Source organism: Vibrio sp. CAU 1672 (genome assembly GCF_029223195.1).
GTDB lineage: Bacteria > Pseudomonadota > Gammaproteobacteria > Enterobacterales > Vibrionaceae > Vibrio.
Genome location: NZ_JARHUF010000013.1, coordinates 1 through 16590, shown reverse-complemented (window position 1 = coordinate 16590; position 16590 = coordinate 1). Strand labels below are relative to the sequence as shown.

The 16590-nt window shown below is 50.0% G+C and carries 21 protein-coding genes; 3 read left to right on the top strand and 18 right to left on the bottom strand.

The window, feature by feature from the left end; genetic code table 11:
• Position 1: 1 nt before the first annotated feature.
• The 8 genes from paaG to paaZ all read right to left on the bottom strand — a co-directional run bounded on the left by paaG (position 2) and on the right by paaZ (position 7446).
• Positions 2–793: a 2-(1,2-epoxy-1,2-dihydrophenyl)acetyl-CoA isomerase PaaG gene (gene paaG / locus P2G85_RS12940; protein ID WP_275864500.1), complete on the bottom strand. Its 792-nt coding sequence runs from the start codon at positions 791–793 to the stop codon at positions 2–4.
• 3 nt (positions 794–796) lie between these two features.
• A complete protein-coding gene (locus tag P2G85_RS12935) occupies positions 797–1585 on the bottom strand; it encodes an enoyl-CoA hydratase-related protein (protein WP_275864499.1) in 789 nt (262 codons plus the stop codon).
• An 8-nt stretch (positions 1586–1593) separates the two neighbouring features.
• Positions 1594–2649, bottom strand: a complete 1056-nt coding sequence (gene paaE, locus P2G85_RS12930) for a 1,2-phenylacetyl-CoA epoxidase subunit PaaE (protein ID WP_275864498.1) — start codon at positions 2647–2649, stop codon at positions 1594–1596.
• A gap of 14 nt (positions 2650–2663) precedes the next feature.
• On the bottom strand, positions 2664–3170 hold the full coding sequence (gene paaD / locus P2G85_RS12925; RefSeq protein WP_275864497.1) for a 1,2-phenylacetyl-CoA epoxidase subunit PaaD: 507 nt from the start codon (positions 3168–3170) through the stop codon (positions 2664–2666).
• Between the two features lie 9 nt (positions 3171–3179).
• Entirely contained in the window at positions 3180–3938 is a 759-nt protein-coding gene (paaC, locus tag P2G85_RS12920; protein WP_275864496.1) for a 1,2-phenylacetyl-CoA epoxidase subunit PaaC, read from the bottom strand.
• A gap of 9 nt (positions 3939–3947) precedes the next feature.
• Entirely contained in the window at positions 3948–4235 is a 288-nt protein-coding gene (paaB, locus tag P2G85_RS12915; RefSeq protein WP_275864495.1) for a 1,2-phenylacetyl-CoA epoxidase subunit PaaB, read from the bottom strand.
• 39 nt (positions 4236–4274) lie between these two features.
• A complete protein-coding gene (gene paaA, locus P2G85_RS12910) occupies positions 4275–5204 on the bottom strand; it encodes a 1,2-phenylacetyl-CoA epoxidase subunit PaaA (protein WP_275864494.1) in 930 nt (309 codons plus the stop codon).
• Between the two features lie 190 nt (positions 5205–5394).
• Positions 5395–7446 carry a phenylacetic acid degradation bifunctional protein PaaZ gene (gene paaZ, locus P2G85_RS12905; protein ID WP_275864493.1) on the bottom strand — a complete coding sequence of 684 codons (2052 nt, stop codon included), beginning with the start codon at positions 7444–7446 and terminating at the stop codon, positions 5395–5397.
• A gap of 274 nt (positions 7447–7720) precedes the next feature.
• Between paaZ and P2G85_RS12900 the strand changes: the two genes are divergently transcribed.
• Genes P2G85_RS12900 through P2G85_RS12890 form a run of 3 tightly spaced genes read left to right on the top strand, consistent with a single transcriptional unit; the run spans position 7721 to position 10586 of the window.
• Positions 7721–8755: a TRAP transporter substrate-binding protein gene (locus tag P2G85_RS12900; protein WP_275864492.1), complete on the top strand. Its 1035-nt coding sequence runs from the start codon at positions 7721–7723 to the stop codon at positions 8753–8755.
• 9 nt (positions 8756–8764) lie between these two features.
• The gene (locus tag P2G85_RS12895; protein WP_275864491.1) at positions 8765–9289 is read left to right on the top strand and encodes a TRAP transporter small permease; all 525 of its coding nucleotides are present in this window, start codon (positions 8765–8767) and stop codon (positions 9287–9289) included.
• Position 9290: 1 nt separating this feature from the next.
• A complete protein-coding gene (locus P2G85_RS12890; RefSeq protein ID WP_275864490.1) occupies positions 9291–10586 on the top strand; it encodes a TRAP transporter large permease in 1296 nt (431 codons plus the stop codon).
• A 125-nt stretch (positions 10587–10711) separates the two neighbouring features.
• Here P2G85_RS12890 and P2G85_RS12885 read toward each other — a convergent pair whose 3' ends face one another.
• The 10 genes from P2G85_RS12885 to P2G85_RS12840 form a co-directional block, all read right to left on the bottom strand.
• Positions 10712–11122 (bottom strand): hypothetical protein, encoded by a 411-nt coding sequence (locus tag P2G85_RS12885; RefSeq protein WP_275864489.1) that lies wholly within the window; start codon positions 11120–11122, stop codon positions 10712–10714.
• A 70-nt stretch (positions 11123–11192) separates the two neighbouring features.
• On the bottom strand, positions 11193–11669 hold the full coding sequence (locus P2G85_RS12880) for a GNAT family protein (protein ID WP_275864488.1): 477 nt from the start codon (positions 11667–11669) through the stop codon (positions 11193–11195).
• A gap of 157 nt (positions 11670–11826) precedes the next feature.
• Positions 11827–12180: a hypothetical protein gene (locus P2G85_RS12875; protein WP_275864487.1), complete on the bottom strand. Its 354-nt coding sequence runs from the start codon at positions 12178–12180 to the stop codon at positions 11827–11829.
• 80 nt (positions 12181–12260) lie between these two features.
• Positions 12261–12602: a zinc ribbon domain-containing protein YjdM gene (locus tag P2G85_RS12870; protein ID WP_275864486.1), complete on the bottom strand. Its 342-nt coding sequence runs from the start codon at positions 12600–12602 to the stop codon at positions 12261–12263.
• A 242-nt stretch (positions 12603–12844) separates the two neighbouring features.
• Entirely contained in the window at positions 12845–13222 is a 378-nt protein-coding gene (locus P2G85_RS12865) for a PH domain-containing protein (protein ID WP_275864485.1), read from the bottom strand.
• Positions 13223–13580: 358 nt separating this feature from the next.
• Positions 13581–13814: a hypothetical protein gene (locus P2G85_RS12860; RefSeq protein ID WP_275864484.1), complete on the bottom strand. Its 234-nt coding sequence runs from the start codon at positions 13812–13814 to the stop codon at positions 13581–13583.
• 156 nt (positions 13815–13970) lie between these two features.
• Positions 13971–14225: a hypothetical protein gene (locus P2G85_RS12855; RefSeq protein WP_275864483.1), complete on the bottom strand. Its 255-nt coding sequence runs from the start codon at positions 14223–14225 to the stop codon at positions 13971–13973.
• 98 nt (positions 14226–14323) lie between these two features.
• The gene (locus P2G85_RS12850) at positions 14324–14902 is read right to left on the bottom strand and encodes an NAD(P)H-dependent oxidoreductase (protein ID WP_275864482.1); all 579 of its coding nucleotides are present in this window, start codon (positions 14900–14902) and stop codon (positions 14324–14326) included.
• 266 nt (positions 14903–15168) lie between these two features.
• A complete protein-coding gene (locus tag P2G85_RS12845; RefSeq protein WP_275864481.1) occupies positions 15169–15483 on the bottom strand; it encodes a hypothetical protein in 315 nt (104 codons plus the stop codon).
• 180 nt (positions 15484–15663) lie between these two features.
• On the bottom strand, positions 15664–16590 hold a 927-nt coding region (locus tag P2G85_RS12840), incomplete at its 5' end, for an IS3 family transposase (RefSeq protein ID WP_275864480.1).

The window sequence follows — 16590 nt, the reverse complement described above, 5'->3', positions numbered from 1 at the left end:
CTTACTTCCCTTTAAATTCAGGTGCCCGCTTATCAAAGAAGGCCTGAATGCCTTCACGGTAATCATCCGTGCGGCCAGCCAGGCGTTGCAGATCTTTTTCCAGACTCAACTGCTGGCCAAGGCTGTTATCCGTGGCGTAGTTAAGTGCGTGCTTGATAAAACCAAGCCCACTGGTTGGCTGGGTCGCCAGATGGTTGGCTACCGACATCGCCTGCTCAATCAGCGCCTCATCGTCAACACATTGCCAGATCATGCCCCACTCCTGTGCCTGACGGGCACTGAGCTTATCTCCCAGCAACATCAGCGCTTTGGCACGCGCCATTCCGACCAGGCGTGGCAACACCCAGGTACCACCCGAATCCGGTACCAGGCCGATTTTGCAAAACGCCTGAATAAAGCTGGCCGACTGCGCGGCAAACACGATGTCACAAGCCAGGGCGATATTGGCCCCCGCCCCGGCCGCGACCCCGTTGACCGCGGCGATGACCGGCTTCGGCATCGTGGTGATTTGTTTGATCAGCGGGTTATAGTATTTCTCGATACTTTCACCCAGATCCGGCATCTCATCGCCGCTGTTAACGTTGCGGTCATTCAGATCCTGCCCGGCACAAAAGCCGCGCCCGGCTCCGGTCAGCAGCACCGCACGCACTGATTCATCTGCCTCGGTCTGCCTTAACGCCACCTTAAGCGCTTTGTGCATATCCGGGTTAAAGCTGTTCAACTGCTTAGGTCGATTAAGCGTGATCACCGCCACACCGGCTTCCACCTGAACTAAAATTGGCTCTTCTTCCATTGATTATTTCCCTTCAAATGTCGCTTTTCTTTTATCCAGAAACGCTTGAATCCCTTCGGCCCGGTCATGGGTTTCCGCCAGCAGGCTGAACAGCTGCCGCTCCATCATCAGACCCTGACCCAGTGTGTTATTCGGTACGGACTTTAACGACACTTTTGCAGCGCGCACCGCCAGTGGTGCCCGCTGCGCGATCGTCGCGGCGATCTCCTGCGCTTTGTGCAGGGTGTTCTGTGAAATGGTCACTTCGCTGATCAGCCCGGCATTTAACGCTTTTTGTGCCGTGATCGGCTGGCCGGTCAACACCATCTGGTTGGCCAGCGAACGACCCACCGTACGCGCGAGGCGCTGGGTACCGCCGGCTCCGGGCATTAACCCGAGCGTAATTTCCGGCAAACCAAAAAGTGTGCCCTCCCCGGCAACCACCACATCGCACAACAGCACCAGCTCCAAACCGGCACCCAGCGCGTAGCCATTTACCGCCGCGATCAGGGGCTTTTCAAACTGGTCGATGCTCTGCCACAACTTAGGTCGGGGATTAAGCCAGGTATCAATAGCATGCTGGCTCGACATCTCTTTGATATCCGCCCCGGCGGCAAACATGGACTCCCCGCCGTATAGCACCACCGCCTTGATTGAGCTTTCCTGATCGGCCTCCTCGAGCAGTTCCGCTAACTGCATCAGCACCTCATTGCTGAGTGCATTGCGTTTTTGCGGACGATTTAAGGTCAGGGTTAACACCCCGTCGGCAGAGATCGCACATCTTACGTCTTGCTCATCGTTTTGAAATGGCATGGCGTCCTCTACACATCAAAATCAATTTCGATTTCACTGGTGGTCGGTACGGCCTGACAGCTCAGTACGTAGCCCTTCTCGACCTGATCCGCCTCCAGGCTGTAATTGGTGCCCATTTCGACATGACCCGATTTGACTTTACAGATACAGGTCGCGCACACCCCGCCCTTACAGGCATACGGTAAATCCACCCCCTGTCTGAGTGCCGCGTCAAGCACGCTGTCGTCTTGTGACGTCATGTCGATTTTCATCACCCGCCCGTCACGCTTTAATGTCACCAGGGTGTTATCCGATTGGTTAGCCGGCTTTTCTCTGGATTTGGTCGCAGTATTGAAACGCTCTACGTGGTAGCTCTCTTCACTCAGACCGCCTTCGACCAGCGCGGTATAGCAAGACTCCAGGATCTCTTCCGGACCACACACATAACAGGCGTCAAACGAACTCCAGTCAAACAGGCCATTGCCCAACTGGCGGATTTTTTCACCGTCTAAACGGCCGTTCCATAGTTCCACGTCATTGGTTTCACGAGAAAAGAAGTAGCTGACGTGCAGGCGCTCCGGGTAGCGGTTCTTTAACTCAAGCAACTGATTGCGGAACATCATGCTCTGACCGTTGCGGTTGCCGTAGAGCAGCGTAAAGGTGCTGTTTGGCTCCTGATCTAACGCGGCTTTCAGCATCGAAAGGATCGGCGTGATGCCCGACCCCACCGCAATCCCCAGATAATTCACCTGACGCTCCGGGCTGGGGCTAAAGCCGAAATGGCCTTGCGGCGTCATGACGTCAAGCTCATCACCTGCCTGTATCTCGTTAACCGCAAAGTTTGAAAATCGGCCTTCTGCTATCGCTTTGATCCCGACCTGCAAACGGTGTTCGCCGGGTGCCGAGCAGATGGAGTAACAACGGCGCAGTTCCTCACCATCAATGGTGGATTTGAAGGTTAAATGCTGCCCGGGGTGAAAACGAAACTGCTGTTCGAGCTCTTGTGGCACCTCAAATTCGAGTACGACTGAGTCCTGGGTGTCCTTGTCTGCACGAGCGACCTTTAATGGGTAAAAATCTGTCATAATAATCCCTTACTTTATATGCACTTGAAGTAGTCAAATGGCTCCAGGCAGGCTTTGCACTGAAAATGCGCTTTACACGCCGTGGAACCAAATTCGCTCACCATTTTGGTTTCAGCACTGCCACAATGGGGACATTCTGGCTGTGCGTTAATGGCACTGTGCATACACGCTTTTCTGTCTGGTGGAGCGATGCCGTAGTCACGTAACTTCTGCTTGCTCGATTCCTGAATCCAGTCCGTCGTCCACGCCGGGTCCAGTTGCACTTCAACTTCAACCTGAGAGTAACCTTCGCTGATTAAGGTATCCCGGATATCACCGATCAGCATTTCCGTCGCCGGACAGCCGGAGTAAGTCGGGGTAAACTTCACCACCCAGGATTCTCCGGTTCTGACGATGTTTCTCACCATACCCAGCTCACCAATTGAGATCACCGGAATCTCGGGATCAGGAATGGCGCTGACTAACTGCCATACACGGTGCATCTCTGGATCGGCAAGCGTGTCGAGTGTTTGCTTAATCATCCGCAGGCCCTACCATTGTTGGTTCGGATATGTCCGTTGCATGTACTGAAGTTCGGCCAGAATATAGCCCAGATGCTCACTGTGTTTGCCTGACTTACCGCCCTGCTGGAAGTATCCCGGCTCAGGCAGGGTCAGCGTCGCTTTATCCAGCGTCGCTTTGACATTGCTTAACCACTGCGCTTTCAGTTCAGCCACGTCAACAATGATGTTTTGCTCAGCCAGGGCCTGTTCCGCTTCACTTGGCTCAAACATCTCATCGGTGTAGCGCCATAACTCGTTCAGCGCCGCCTGAACTTTGGCGTGGCTCAGTGCAGTACCATCGCCCAAACGTTCGATCCAGCCGTTGCTGTAACGCAGGTGGTATGTCACTTCCTTAAGGGATTTTTTGGCGATCGCTGCTAACTGTTCATCACAGCTATTGCTCAGCTCTGTCAGCAGCAATGCATGAAAGTTGTCGTACAGGAACTGGCGTACGATTGAGATATCGAAACCTTCATTAGGGCGCTCGACCAGTAACAGGTTCTTGTACTCACGCTCTTCTCTGAGGTAGGCATATTCGTCTTCGGTTTTATGACCACCCTCCAGAACTGCCGCATACTGATATAAATTGCGCGCTTCACCAAGCAGATCCAGGCCGATATTGGCAAGGGCCATATCAATTTCCAGCTCCGGTGCAACACCACACCATTCGGCGAGGCGATGACTAAGGATAAGGTTGGTGTCAGCAAGCTGAAGCAAGTAACTTACTTTCTGTTGTTGTTCTGTCATGAGCCCCTCCTACATATGCTTGATATCAGCAGGAATGGTGTAATGGCTGGCATGGCGATAAACTTTATCTTCAGCAGGATCGAACAGCGGGCCAGACTCACTCGGTTGCGATGCGGTGATTTGATTCGATTCGACGACCCAGATGGAACAACCTTCGTTACGGCGGGTGTACAGGTCACGGGCCGCTTCCAGTGCCATCTGGCCATCCGCTGCGCGCACGCTTCCTACATGCTTGTGATCCAGACCTTGTTTGCTACGGACAAATACTTCATACAGCGGCCATTTAAGTGCACTCATCTTCATTCTCCTTAATCTTTTTCCAATCATTCGGCGCGGCTAGGCAGCGCTTTCCATCTGTTTTTGCGAGTGGGCCATTGCAGCTTCCCGGACCCATTCACCGGCTTCCCACGCCTCACGCTTGGCTTTCAACCGCTCGTGGTTACAAATCCCGTGACCGTTAATCACCTGGTAGAACTCTTTCCAGTTGATGGTGCCGAATTCGTAGTGACCGGTTTCTTCATTCCACTTGAGGTCCGGATCGGGAATGGTCATTCCCAGCGCATGAACCTGATGCACCGTGTTGTCGACAAATTTTTGCCGTAGATCGTCATTACTGACACGTTTAATTTTCCAGCCCATGCTTTTCGCTGTGTTCGGTGAATCGTTGTCACTCGGACCAAACATCATCAATGCCGGCCACCACCAGCGGTTAATGGAATCCTGCAGCATAGCCTTCTGTTCATCGCTGCCATCCGCCAGTACCCGGCACGCTTCATACCCCTGGCGCTGGTGGAAACTTTCTTCCTTACAAATCCTCACCATGGCACGGGCATAGGGTCCGTAAGACGTACGGCACAGCGCGACCTGATTGACGATCGCAGCGCCATCGACCAGCCAGCCGACGACGCCGACATCAGCCCAGTTAAGAGTCGGATAATTGAAGATGGATGAGTACTTCATCTCACCAGACAGCATTTTCTGGTATAAGTCGTGACGCTCACCACCCAGCGTTTCTGCCGCGCTGTACAGATACATACCGTGACCGGCCTCATCCTGTATTTTCGCCAGCAAAACCGCTTTACGGCGCAGTGAGGGGGCACGGGTCAGCCAGTTCGCTTCCGGCAGCATCCCAACCACTTCTGAATGGGCGTGCTGACCTATCTGGCGTACCAAGGTTTTGCGATAGCCCTCAGGCATCCAATCCTTAGGCTCAATAGCAATCTCTTGTTCGATCTTACGCTCGAATAACGTTTGCTCTGCAGACATCCTTCCTCCATTTGATACACATCATTCGCTTTCAGTAAAAATAATGTATCACGCAATTCATCAATCGCAACAGTTTATTTACATAAACACCCCAATATGCACATTGAATTGTTAAATTTGTGATAAAAAAACAGGGCCAAATGGCCCTGTTTACTGTCTTTATTCACGAGTCTGTTCCGGTGTGCTGTGCTTAAAAGTCACCGTGCTGTCTGGCAACTAACGTGAGAATGGTATAGAGCGCAACCGGTTTGCCGTCCTGGTTGACCACTTCGACATCCCAGGCGACCACACCTTGCGCCGGTTCCTCTGCTGAGCGCTGACGCTTTTTGATTTTCTTTTTGCAGGTCAGGTGAACCTGGATGGTATCGCCGATTTTTACCGGTTCAATAAAGCGTAAGCCTTCCATACCATAGTTCGCCAGAACCGGACCCGGGGCGGCTTCGACAAACAGTCCGGCCGCAGCAGAGATGACAAAGTAGCCGTGTGCCACTCTTTCACCAAACATCGACTCTCTTGCCGCGATCTCGTCCATATGAGCGTAAAAATGATCGCCGCTCAAACAGGCAAAGTTGACAATATCGGCTTCAGTGATGGTTCTTCGCGCGGTTTTCAGCGTTTCCCCCAACTGCAACTGCTCAAAGTATTTCTTAAACGGATGAACAGGGTCGCTGATGGTTTGTGCACCGCGAACCCATTCCCGGCCAATTTGCGCCAGCATGGTTGGCGAACCCTGAATGGCGGTACGTTGCATATAGTGTTTCACCCCGCGCAGCCCTCCCATTTCTTCGCCGCCACCCGCACGGCCGGGGCCACCGTGAACCAGCATCGGCAGCGGTGAGCCATGGCCGGTCGACTCTTTGGAGGACTCTTCATTCAACACATGCAAACGGCCATGGACCGGGCCGATGTCAAGCGCGAGTTGGGCAGCCACACTACCGGAAGCGGTCACAACACTGCCCGCCAGACTGCCCTGGCCTTTTCTCGCCAGCGCCGCTGCATCGGTTAAATCCTGGTATGGCATCAGGGTACAAACCGGGCCAAATGCTTCTACACTGTGCACCTCTTCAACCTCGTGTGGGTTGTGGCAGCGCAGCAGGGTTGGTGGATAATATGCCCCCTCCGGTGAGCCGTGCACCTCGAATTCGGCGGTATTTCCTCCAATCAGTACCTCACAATGGTTAGACAGCGTAGTCACCTTTTCCCGCACATCATCCAGTTGACTCTTGCTGACCAGAGCCCCCATCTTCACGCCTTCCTGCGACGGATCACCCACGCTGATGGTCCTGAGCTTCGCCGTCAGTGCCCCGGCGACCTCCTCGATCAAATGCTGCGGTACCATCGCCCTTCTGATTGCAGTACATTTCTGACCCGCCTTGACCGTCATTTCCCGCAACACTTCACGAACGAACAACTTAAACTCTGGCATCTCAGGGGTCACATCCGGGCCGAGGATCGCACAGTTGAGTGAATCGGCTTCCATGGTAAATGGAATCGAGTTTCGCGTGATGTTCGGGTGTGAACGCAGCATCTGCCCGGTTTGGGCAGAGCCGGTAAAAGTCACCACGTCCTGGTAATCAAGATGCTCAAACATATCACCCACTGAGCCACACACCACCTGAATCGCCCCCTCAGGCAGCAAGCCACTCTCCAGCATGGCTTTCACCATTGCCTGCGTTAAATACGCGGTTTCTGTTGCCGGTTTGACGATCGCTGCGACCCCACCCAGCCAGGTCGGAGCCAGCTTTTCTAACATCCCCCAGCAGGGAAAATTGTAGGCGTTGATGTGCAGCGCAACGCCGGTTTTGCTGGTGAGGAAATGGCGCGCAGCAAATCCCCCCTCTTTGGAAAGCGGGATCAGTTCGTCTTCCGGCCAGATGATGTCGTTTGGCAGCTCGCGGTTCGCCAGGCCTGAATAATTAAATAAGGTGGTGATCCCGCCTTCGATATCAATCCACGAGTCGACCCGTGTTGCCCCGGTGTGTTGCGACAGTGCATAGAACTCTTCCTTACGAGAAAGCAGGTACTTAGCGAGCTCCTTAAGCATGTTCGCCCGCTCAAGGAAGGTCATTTGAGACAGCGCCTTGCTGCCGCGTTCGCGGCCGTAATCAAGCACTTCGGCGGTGTTCATTCCGTCTGCACTAACCTGATACAACGCCTCTCCCGTGATCGCGCTGGCAACCACACGCGGTTGACCTGCTCCAAAATACCATTCTCCGGCTAGATAGCTGGTTAATTGTTCCATTTCTATACCTCGTTAATCCTTAATGCCGTAGCTAGCTGCTACCGAGTCGTTTGCCTATTGAATGAGATGCCAGTTTTAGTAACTACACATCGTTGATGAAATCGCTGAGTTGTTAATCGATAAAACATAACCTGATTCACAAAAACACAATTCATTAACATTCATGATACACAACTGAATTTTTAAATGATACGTTTTAATCATCAAATGATAGATTGATGTGTCATTTGTTTGAGATATACCTACTTTAACGGGACTGATAAAGGAAACAGTTATGTTTAAAACAACCTTCGCCAAAGGCGTAGCCGGATTGCTCGCTTCTACCATGCTGATGAGTCAAAGCGTTCAGGCGGAAACTCATCAACTCAAAATTGCAACTTGGTTAAGCCCAATGCAAACCATGAATGCCGACGTACTGCCGACGTGGGGAAAATGGATAGAAGACGCCACTGAAGGCCGGGTCACGATTAAACTGGAATACGATTTGGCCCACCCTAAAAGTCTCGTTGAACTGGTCGAAGATGGTGCTGTTGACGCCGCCTGGACGTTTCACGGTTACCTGCCCGGACGTTTTCGCCTGACTCAGATTGCTGAGCTACCAGGCAATAAAGCCAGTGGCGAAGCGGCATCGGTGGCACACTGGCGAGTAAACGAAAAGTATTTTAAAAACTCATTTGAGTATAACGGCGTCGAACTTGCCGGCGTATTTGTGCATGGCCCCGGTCAGGTTCACATGCGTGAACCCATCGCCTCTCTGAAAGATCTTAAAGGCAAAAAGATGCGCGTGGGCGGTGGGATCTCGACCGAAATCGGCAAACTTCTCGAGGTTTCCGGGGTAAGCGCACCGGCAACCAAAGCCTACGAAATGCTGTCACAGGGCGTAGCAGATGGCTTATTTATGCAAATGGATATGATGAAGGCCGCACGGTTTAAAGACGTCGCCCCATACAGCTACAAACTACCGACCGGGCTGTACCTGGGTTCATTCGGCATTTTCATCAGCCCGGAGTTTATGGCGAAGCTGTCAGAGCAAGACCGTCAGGCGCTCAGAAGCGTGTCCGGAGAAAAACTTTCAGCCATGGCCGGACATTACTGGTCGAAAGCCGATGAAGTTGGCGAAGCGGATATCATCGCATCAGGCAGCAAAGTTAAAGACCTATCGAAAGAAGACATTCAATACTTTGAGCAGTTAACCGAAGGTTTGGATGCCCAGTGGATCAAATCGGTGAAGTCCCGCAAAGTTGATGCCCAGGCTGCCCTGGTTGAATTCAGACAAATCGTCAGCGACTACCAGCCAATCGAGCTTTAGGGATTGATGATGAAAAGTTCACTGTTCTGGTTTACCCGAAGCTGGGAGTCCGGCGCCCAGCTTCTGGACAAGTTTTTAAAACTGTGTGCGTGCGTGATCCTGTTCGCCATGATGCTTCTTACCTGCATAGACGTGGTAGGCCGCTACCTGTTTGAAATGCCTGTAACCGGCAGTGTTGAACTGACAGAGCTCCTTCTGGGGGCTCTGATTTTTTCAACCATGCCGTTGGTAACCTGGCGTAAAGAACACATCAGCGTTGACCTGACCGACAGCATCATTCCCAAGAACATCAAAAACATCCGTGATATGGGCTTTGACCTTGTTGTGGCGGCCAGTTTAGCGGTGATCGGTTTCAAGGTGTGGGAGTTGGCCGGGCGGGCGCTGATGTATGATGAAATGACGGAGTACCTTGAGATCCCGACCCACTATTTTGTCTCTTTTCTGGCGATATCATGCTGGCTTACCGCGATCACTTCCGTTGTTTTGGTCGTCACACGAATCTTTAACAAAGAGTATTTGAATCAGAGGGATTGATATGACTATTGCCTTAATCGGTTTTGCGGTACTGATGATATTAATACTGCTGAGAATGCCTATCGCCTTTGCTATGGGTGTGGTGGGGTTTGTTGGCTATGCGGCATTGGGCGACTGGAACTTTAACGGCGCATTAACCGTCAGTGCCAAGCGCCTGATCGATACCGCTCAGGATTACGGCTTGTCGGTGATCCCGATGTTTATCCTGATGGGCAACCTGATCACCCGCGCCGGTATGTCCCAGGAGCTGTACCGGGCCTGCTATGCCTTTTTGGGTCACTATCGCGGTGGATTAGCGATGGCGACAGTCGCTGCCTGCGGCGGCTTCTCTGCAATTTCCGGCTCCAGCCTGGCGACATCAGCGACCATGGCGAAAGTCGCGATGCCTTCCATGAGAAAATACGGCTATTCCGATGGTCTGGCCGCCGCTTCGATTGCTGCCGGTGGCACATTGGGGATCCTCATTCCACCGAGCGTCATCCTGATCATCTACGGCGTCCTGACCGAACAGAGTATCCGCGATCTGTTTGCGGCTGGTTTCATTCCCGGAATACTGGGGATCTTTATGTACCTGTTGGCAACCAGATATGTGGTCTGGCGCGATCCCAGTGCCGGTCCCAAGGGCGAAAAGATGTCCAGACAGGACAAAAAAGCAGCCTTAAAGTCAGTCTCTGGTATCCTTGGCCTGTTCAGCCTGGTCATGGGCGGCATTTATCTGGGTGTATTTACCCCGACTGAAGCCGCCGGGATTGGTGCCGGGGGCGCATTTGCCATCGCCCTTTATCGCCGTTCGCTGACTCTGGCGATATTGAAAGATATCCTGGTCGATACTGCCAGAACGTCAACCATGCTGTTCGGGGTGGTTATCGGCGCCCTCATCTATTCCAACTTTGTTAACCGCACTGGTTTACCTAATGAACTGGTCACCTGGATGACCTCTTTTGGCGCCGAGCCGATTTACGTCATCCTGGCGATCATGGGGATTTACATCCTGCTCGGCACGGTATTTGAGAGCCTGTCGATGCTGTTGTTAACCGTTCCGGTTTTCTACCCGTTGGTTGCCAGCCTGGGGTTTGACCTGGTCTGGTTTGGCATTGTCGTAGTGGTCGTGACCGAGATCAGCCTGATCACCCCGCCGGTCGGCCTGAATATCTTCGTCCTCAGCAGTGTGGTGAAAGACATTAAAACCAGCGCAATATTCAAAGGCGTCACCCCTTATTGGTGCGCCGACATTGTACGACTGCTGCTACTGCTTCTGATCCCACCGCTGTCTTTATGGTTACCGAGCATGCTATAACCAAACAACCCGTTACAAGTGGCAACAGTGTAACGGGTTGTCTTAGCTAATTTCGATTCGTATACTAATGCCGCAAGTGGCGAATCTGTTCAAACCTGTCAATAAAAGGCTTAATCGCCTGACGACTAGCTCGCCTGACTGCAGGTACTGTCGGTAGCAAGGCGCGTTTCGAGTTGCTGGAAATACTTCAGTAGCTGAGAACAGAGGTACTGCAGCAACAAATCACTCTCATCACCGCATGACAAGTCAAAGTGCAGTTTTGTCCTGTGCTCCTTACCGGCGATATCTGCCAGCAGGTTTCTAGATTTACCTCCACCACTGCTGTCGCCATATGGAATATCAAGAATTTTCAGCAATGTCTGCGCCTGCTCTGATGCCTGCTCAAAGGTCAGATCATGTTGGTATTCTAAATAAACGTTTTGCTGGGTAACCTGGCACGAGCAGTCGTTTCGTTCCAGGTACTGGCCAATTTGACTGTCAAATTCCGCCATACTTTCAGCCACATTCGCCAGGCGATGGTTTAGTTCTCTTAACATTAGCGTCACCTTAGTTTTTTTAAATGCCCCATATACATTAAAGCCTATAAATGCATTCTTAAGCGCCATGTCAGAGCGTTTTTTCCATTTCTATTGAATTCCAGATCCTCCCACACACCGGCTCTTGCCCCCGGCTGGTAGACACCACCTCAAAACCCAGCGACACATAGCAGCTCAGTGCCGCCTGATTGTGTTCAAAGACGCTTAAACTCAGCCGCTGACAATCAAACTCCGCTTGTACTTTCTCAATCAGCCTCGTCAGCATCTGCTTCGCGTGTCCACGTCCACGATACGGGTCGGCGATGAATACGCGGCAAATGCGATAGCAGCCCGCTGACATTTTACGCAGTTCCACAAAACCGGCACGTTCATCACGGATACGGAAAAGATAAGGGGAAATATCCGGGTTAGCACAATGCCGCGCTATTTTGGCCTGCGTTAAAGGGTACGTGTAGGCTGGCCCGCCCCACTGATAATTCAGTTGCTCACTGTCAATCCATGTCACCAGCAACTGGTAATCTGAACGCTCAAACGGTACAAGTTCCATCTTCGTCCTCTTGGTGTTAAGTGCTTCGAGTGGCCACAAAGTACGCGGCTCAGCCGGGCGAATTATGATCACCCAGTTTGTTATGCCACCCGCTTAACTTCCAAACGCGCTGCCGGTTCAGACAGCCAAGTGTGACAACTCTGTGCCCAATGATTAGTTAGCCAACAAAACTGGCAAGCATACAAATGACAAACGCGGGTACCCCCGCTGCAAATAATTTCAAGCATAACAGTGTGTTGGCAGAAAAACGTTCATCATCAATGTCATCGGCAGCATGGCGTTCGACCATAGAATCAGCCACCCTGTCAGCACGCGCATCGGATGGGGTCATCCCGCCCAAGGGTGGATACATAAACAGCAGCGCAGCCATGCCCCACATAGCAATAAGGACATAAAATGCGTAATCAGACCAAAACCTGATGCCAAAAAACGCGGTAACACGCTCAACCAGCACCACCACCATCAGCGCAATGGCATTACTAATAACGATAAACCGCACAACCTTGGTCACTCAAACTTCCCTGTTTCTTGATCAATAACATTTGCCCGACAGGCGAGGCTTCGCGCCTGCCTAACCGTTCATGAACAGTTTTAACTGGCTTTTTTCACGAACTTGGCCGTGACCATCATTTCACCAGCCCCTTCGACTTTACAGTCGAGTTGGTGATCCTTACCTTCTACGATCCGGCGAATCACGGCTTTGGTACCGATTTTGAGTACCAAAGAACTGCCTTTCACTTTAAGGTCTTTGGCTAAGGTTACTTTGTCACCTTCCTGCAGCAGAGTTCCGTTGGCATCCTTAATTGCTAACGCTTGTTCGTCATGGCTGGCCTCTAAGGGGTTCCACTCATGGCCACACTCCGGACAGACGAGGTGGTTTTGGTCTTGGTATACAAATTCCGACTGGCAATGAGGACAAGGAGGAAATGACATAGATGTTAACTTCTTCTAGTGAATTTAATCTATATAGTAATCGGTCTTAACGCCCGATGCGAGAGGAGGACATTCAACGTACCCTCTACACAGCCCTTAGCCCGTGGAGAACCACATTTTCACTGCCCATCAAGTGATACAACACAACCGCTAACGCAACATTAAACAGTCACGCTCGCATCGTCAGCATACCAATCCCAACAACGGAAAGATCGCACTGCCCAATCAGGCCCGGCAGCTGCCTAAGCCAACACATGCTCACTGATATGACGATTAAAAGAGACCAGATCGAATGAACCTTTTATCTCAAACCGAACTCTGCCAACCCCACTGAGGAACAGCTCAATTTCGCAATCCAGATCGAATGTGCCGGATGTTTCTACCGAAAACGCACTGATTTTACTGAAAGGCAACGAGGTATAATCCACTTTTGAGCCGGTAATGCCCTGTACGTTGGCCGAGATGACCCGTTTATTGGTAAATACGACCTGATCGCGAACACTTTTAAAAGCCGCAATGATCTCCTCACCACTTATCAGGAACTTGTAAAAATCGTCCTTCACTTTCGATTCATCAATTGGTTTCAGCTTAAAAACCGATGAATTTTCAAAATCTATCATAGTTGTCTCCTGATTCACTGGATAGTTCGATACCACGCCCGGCAGGCAAATGACCGATATAGCTTATTAGCTTATTAGCTTATTAGCTTATTAGCTTATTAGCTTATTAGCTTATTAGCTTACTATACGCAGCCATGTAAGAGATTGCCACGTATCGCCAATCGCGCCGGCACAGTTTGTGATATAGCGCTGTACGGCTGCAGTATCTGCACTTCAGGATGATTTTTTGTCCAGCCAACTAATTATGCAGGGAGCCACTGATTTGATCTAATGCAGGGCAACGGAGTTCACTTCCCGTGTTTTCCGCAACTAATTCTTCTATTCTTCTATTCTTCTATTCTTCTATTCTTCTATTCTTCTATTCTTCTATAAATTTTCTACCGCAGTTTTCACAAATCAGGTGACGTGAAAAATCGTCCATAGATGCGATAAACGGCCCCACGAACCAAGCTTTGATGGCACCTGCGACAAATTCTTTGAATTTACGATTACTCGCATTTTCAAAACCGGTAGGTTTTCTTACTAAGACAACGATGTGCTGAGTTTCCACACCACAAGAAGGACAAAAATGCACTTCTTTTTTCTGAGACATTATTTTCTCCAATATAAACCAACACCGCATCACGCTAAAAGTATTCTATATTTAACTCTCACCTCAGCATTAGAACTGAAATAAAATGCAACGCTAACGCATTATATACAATACATAATTAACGGCTACCACTCGGTTTTATAATCGTATTCTCTATTACAAAGAGATATTCACAAATCCATTAATAACACCGATCATTAATAATATAACCGTGATGCTCAGCAGTCCAATATAGTTCACCTTCACCCGCTCTGACTCACTGATATCCAGTGTCGGAAAGCGCCCCAACGAAAAAGCTTTGGCAACAGCAAACCCCACCGAATAAACAATTAACTCAATAACTTTAAGCTGAAGGAACACTTTCAGTACAAGACCGATAACCCTAAAAATCGATGATACTAGATCTGTCACTTTTCAATACCTACTAATAATGAAAACTACTTTTTTGTTTAAGCAACGAATACGGTATTGCAATCCTGGCGAATGCAAATCCGATATTGATATTACCTCTAAGCTCTAATGCCAAGCTCTTTGGCTTCTTTTAACCACTTAACCCTCATTTTATCGGTTGAATACTTGATGGGTGAAAATTCCGAAATCGCATTAACTTTAATACCACAATAGCCAAGAATGGATCGTTTCATCTCATTGTGTCCCGGGCTACGAAAGATCAAACGATAATACCAGGGTGGCGTATCCATTGTCACTAATAACTGGGCGCTTCTTCCTGCTAATAACTTATCCCAAAATTTAGATTTCTCGCGATATTTAAACGCAAATTCAGGCAGGAATGTTCTTTCGATAAATCCTTTCATTAGTGATGGCATGGTCCCCCACCATGTGGGATAGACAAACACCAGATGCTCAGCCCACAGAATCAACTTGCAACATTCGACTAAATCAGGTTCCAGCTCCTGCACTTCACTGTAACCACGCCAAAGAACCGGATCAAAATTAAGCTCACCGACGCGAATTTCACGCACCTCTGCTCCTGCCATTTTGGCACCGATGATATACTCTTGAGCCAAAGCACCACAAAAGCTTTCCGGGTTGGGGTGACCAAGAATAACTAGAATTTTCCTTTTCATACTTCCCTCTTACGTTTTACGCCCGACCTAATAAAAAATCACCCGCACGTCCAATCATACCGACATGTCTTCCGTCGCAAACCATAAAAAATCAATTATAGCAACCTGAGCCATAACGAATTTCGAAGCACTTCAAATATGGTGAGAATATATCGCCACACTCAAAGGGTGACTGATAAGACTGGTGACCTTCCCGGCTTTTTTAAGCCTGGAAGGAAGCATCAATAAAGAAAGAAGCTAAATGCCTTAGCCATGCAAAATTAACTCTAGATGTATTTTTGAAAGCGAAAGTTTACATAAGGAACAGAAAACATAAGCAAACCGACATGTAGCGGCCAGCCAAGGATGATGGTCAATATCGCTAAATCCGATTCATTGAGCGGATGAAAGGCGATAAAAACAGTAGCTTTGCCTAGGTAACCCAACACCCAAACCATGGATACTTCATGCCAGATCCGCTGATAGTGGACGGCTTGGCTAAAATCCCATTGTTTTAAGTCAGGCTGGGCAACCTCAGCAAAAAGCCTGGGCAATGGCTTATTCACCAGGGCAAACAAAAGAAATACCAGTGCCGATTGCACAGCACCGATCACCACCTTCAAATAAATAGCATCAACCAGGCAGTTTGCCGGGATCAGACGGCCCGCTCTCTAAACACCTGGTTATAGGTTGACGCTGTATTGCAAATCTTGCACCTCATCCCCGGTAATACCGCGAAATCCCGGCGTTTTTCAAGGTGGTTGTCATCATTTGCTTACTTATTAAGCAGCTTCTCTTTCTGGGTTTAGGTGTACGTCACCAACTGGTTTACAGTTTCTGATGTCACCAGGCCATCGTTCAGGTTTTCGTTGTTTTGCAGCGAGTAATACCTCAGATCGGCGCTTCAAGATCTCTTCATCTTTTCCATTATGACGCTCTGAAGGCGTGACATAATTTAGCTTGCTGTGTTTGTGCTCGGTGTTGTACCAGCGCACGAAGGCTTCAACCCAACTACGACTGACGTCCAGATTTTCAAAGCCCTTTGACGGCCAGTTTGGCATGTACTTTACCGTTCGGAACAACGACTCAACATACGGATTGTCATCACTGACTCTTGGACGACTATACGATGAGGTAATACCTAACTCATCCATCTTCGCTCTGAACGTCAGTGACTTCATCGGTGCCCCGTTATCTGAGTGAAGCACCAGCGGTTGATTGAAGCACTGCTCTCGCATTAACGTTCGTTGCAGGAGTTGTGACGCTAACTCACCACACTCACATTCATAGACTTCATAACCCACGATTTTTCGGCTGTAGATGTCTTCTATGACGTACAGATAATAGTGCTGGCCTCGGGTCGTTGAAGGCAAGTAAGTGATATCCCATGTGTAGACTTGATTCGAACCTGTCGCCGTATAACTCGTTGGCTTAGCATGCGTTTTTCTACTCCGTTGACGGCCTCGGTTGTGAAGTTGTCCTTGTGCACTCAGTACCCGATAATAGCTCGACTCTGAGGCGATATACTCACCGCTATCAAGCAGTGTCGGCACGATTTGAGTCGGAGGTAAACTCGCGAACTCTGAGCGGTTACACACCTCGATAATCGCATCACGCTCTTGTTGTGAGAGCTTGTTAGCAGGCTCTGGCCTTGCACAGGTCGGCCTTTTATCCGTCTGAACTTCTCCTTGCCGATACCATCGACGATA

Coding starts and splice junctions, on each gene's coding strand:
- P2G85_RS12850 (WP_275864482.1), bottom strand. CDS start 14,902: ATGAAAAGGAAAATTCTAGTTATTCTTGGTCACCCCAACCCGGAAAGC.
- P2G85_RS12880 (WP_275864488.1), bottom strand. CDS start 11,669: ATGGAACTTGTACCGTTTGAGCGTTCAGATTACCAGTTGCTGGTGACA.
- P2G85_RS12860 (WP_275864484.1), bottom strand. CDS start 13,814: ATGTCTCAGAAAAAAGAAGTGCATTTTTGTCCTTCTTGTGGTGTGGAA.
- P2G85_RS12870 (WP_275864486.1), bottom strand. CDS start 12,602: ATGTCATTTCCTCCTTGTCCTCATTGCCAGTCGGAATTTGTATACCAA.
- P2G85_RS12900 (WP_275864492.1), top strand. CDS start 7,721: ATGTTTAAAACAACCTTCGCCAAAGGCGTAGCCGGATTGCTCGCTTCT.
- paaA (WP_275864494.1), bottom strand. CDS start 5,204: ATGTCTGCAGAGCAAACGTTATTCGAGCGTAAGATCGAACAAGAGATT.
- P2G85_RS12885 (WP_275864489.1), bottom strand. CDS start 11,122: ATGTTAAGAGAACTAAACCATCGCCTGGCGAATGTGGCTGAAAGTATG.
- P2G85_RS12895 (WP_275864491.1), top strand. CDS start 8,765: ATGAAAAGTTCACTGTTCTGGTTTACCCGAAGCTGGGAGTCCGGCGCC.
- paaZ (WP_275864493.1), bottom strand. CDS start 7,446: ATGGAACAATTAACCAGCTATCTAGCCGGAGAATGGTATTTTGGAGCA.
- paaG (WP_275864500.1), bottom strand. CDS start 793: ATGGAAGAAGAGCCAATTTTAGTTCAGGTGGAAGCCGGTGTGGCGGTG.
- paaB (WP_275864495.1), bottom strand. CDS start 4,235: ATGAGTGCACTTAAATGGCCGCTGTATGAAGTATTTGTCCGTAGCAAA.
- paaD (WP_275864497.1), bottom strand. CDS start 3,170: ATGATTAAGCAAACACTCGACACGCTTGCCGATCCAGAGATGCACCGT.
- P2G85_RS12935 (WP_275864499.1), bottom strand. CDS start 1,585: ATGCCATTTCAAAACGATGAGCAAGACGTAAGATGTGCGATCTCTGCC.
- paaE (WP_275864498.1), bottom strand. CDS start 2,649: ATGACAGATTTTTACCCATTAAAGGTCGCTCGTGCAGACAAGGACACC.
- P2G85_RS12865 (WP_275864485.1), bottom strand. CDS start 13,222: ATGATAGATTTTGAAAATTCATCGGTTTTTAAGCTGAAACCAATTGAT.
- paaC (WP_275864496.1), bottom strand. CDS start 3,938: ATGACAGAACAACAACAGAAAGTAAGTTACTTGCTTCAGCTTGCTGAC.
- P2G85_RS12890 (WP_275864490.1), top strand. CDS start 9,291: ATGACTATTGCCTTAATCGGTTTTGCGGTACTGATGATATTAATACTG.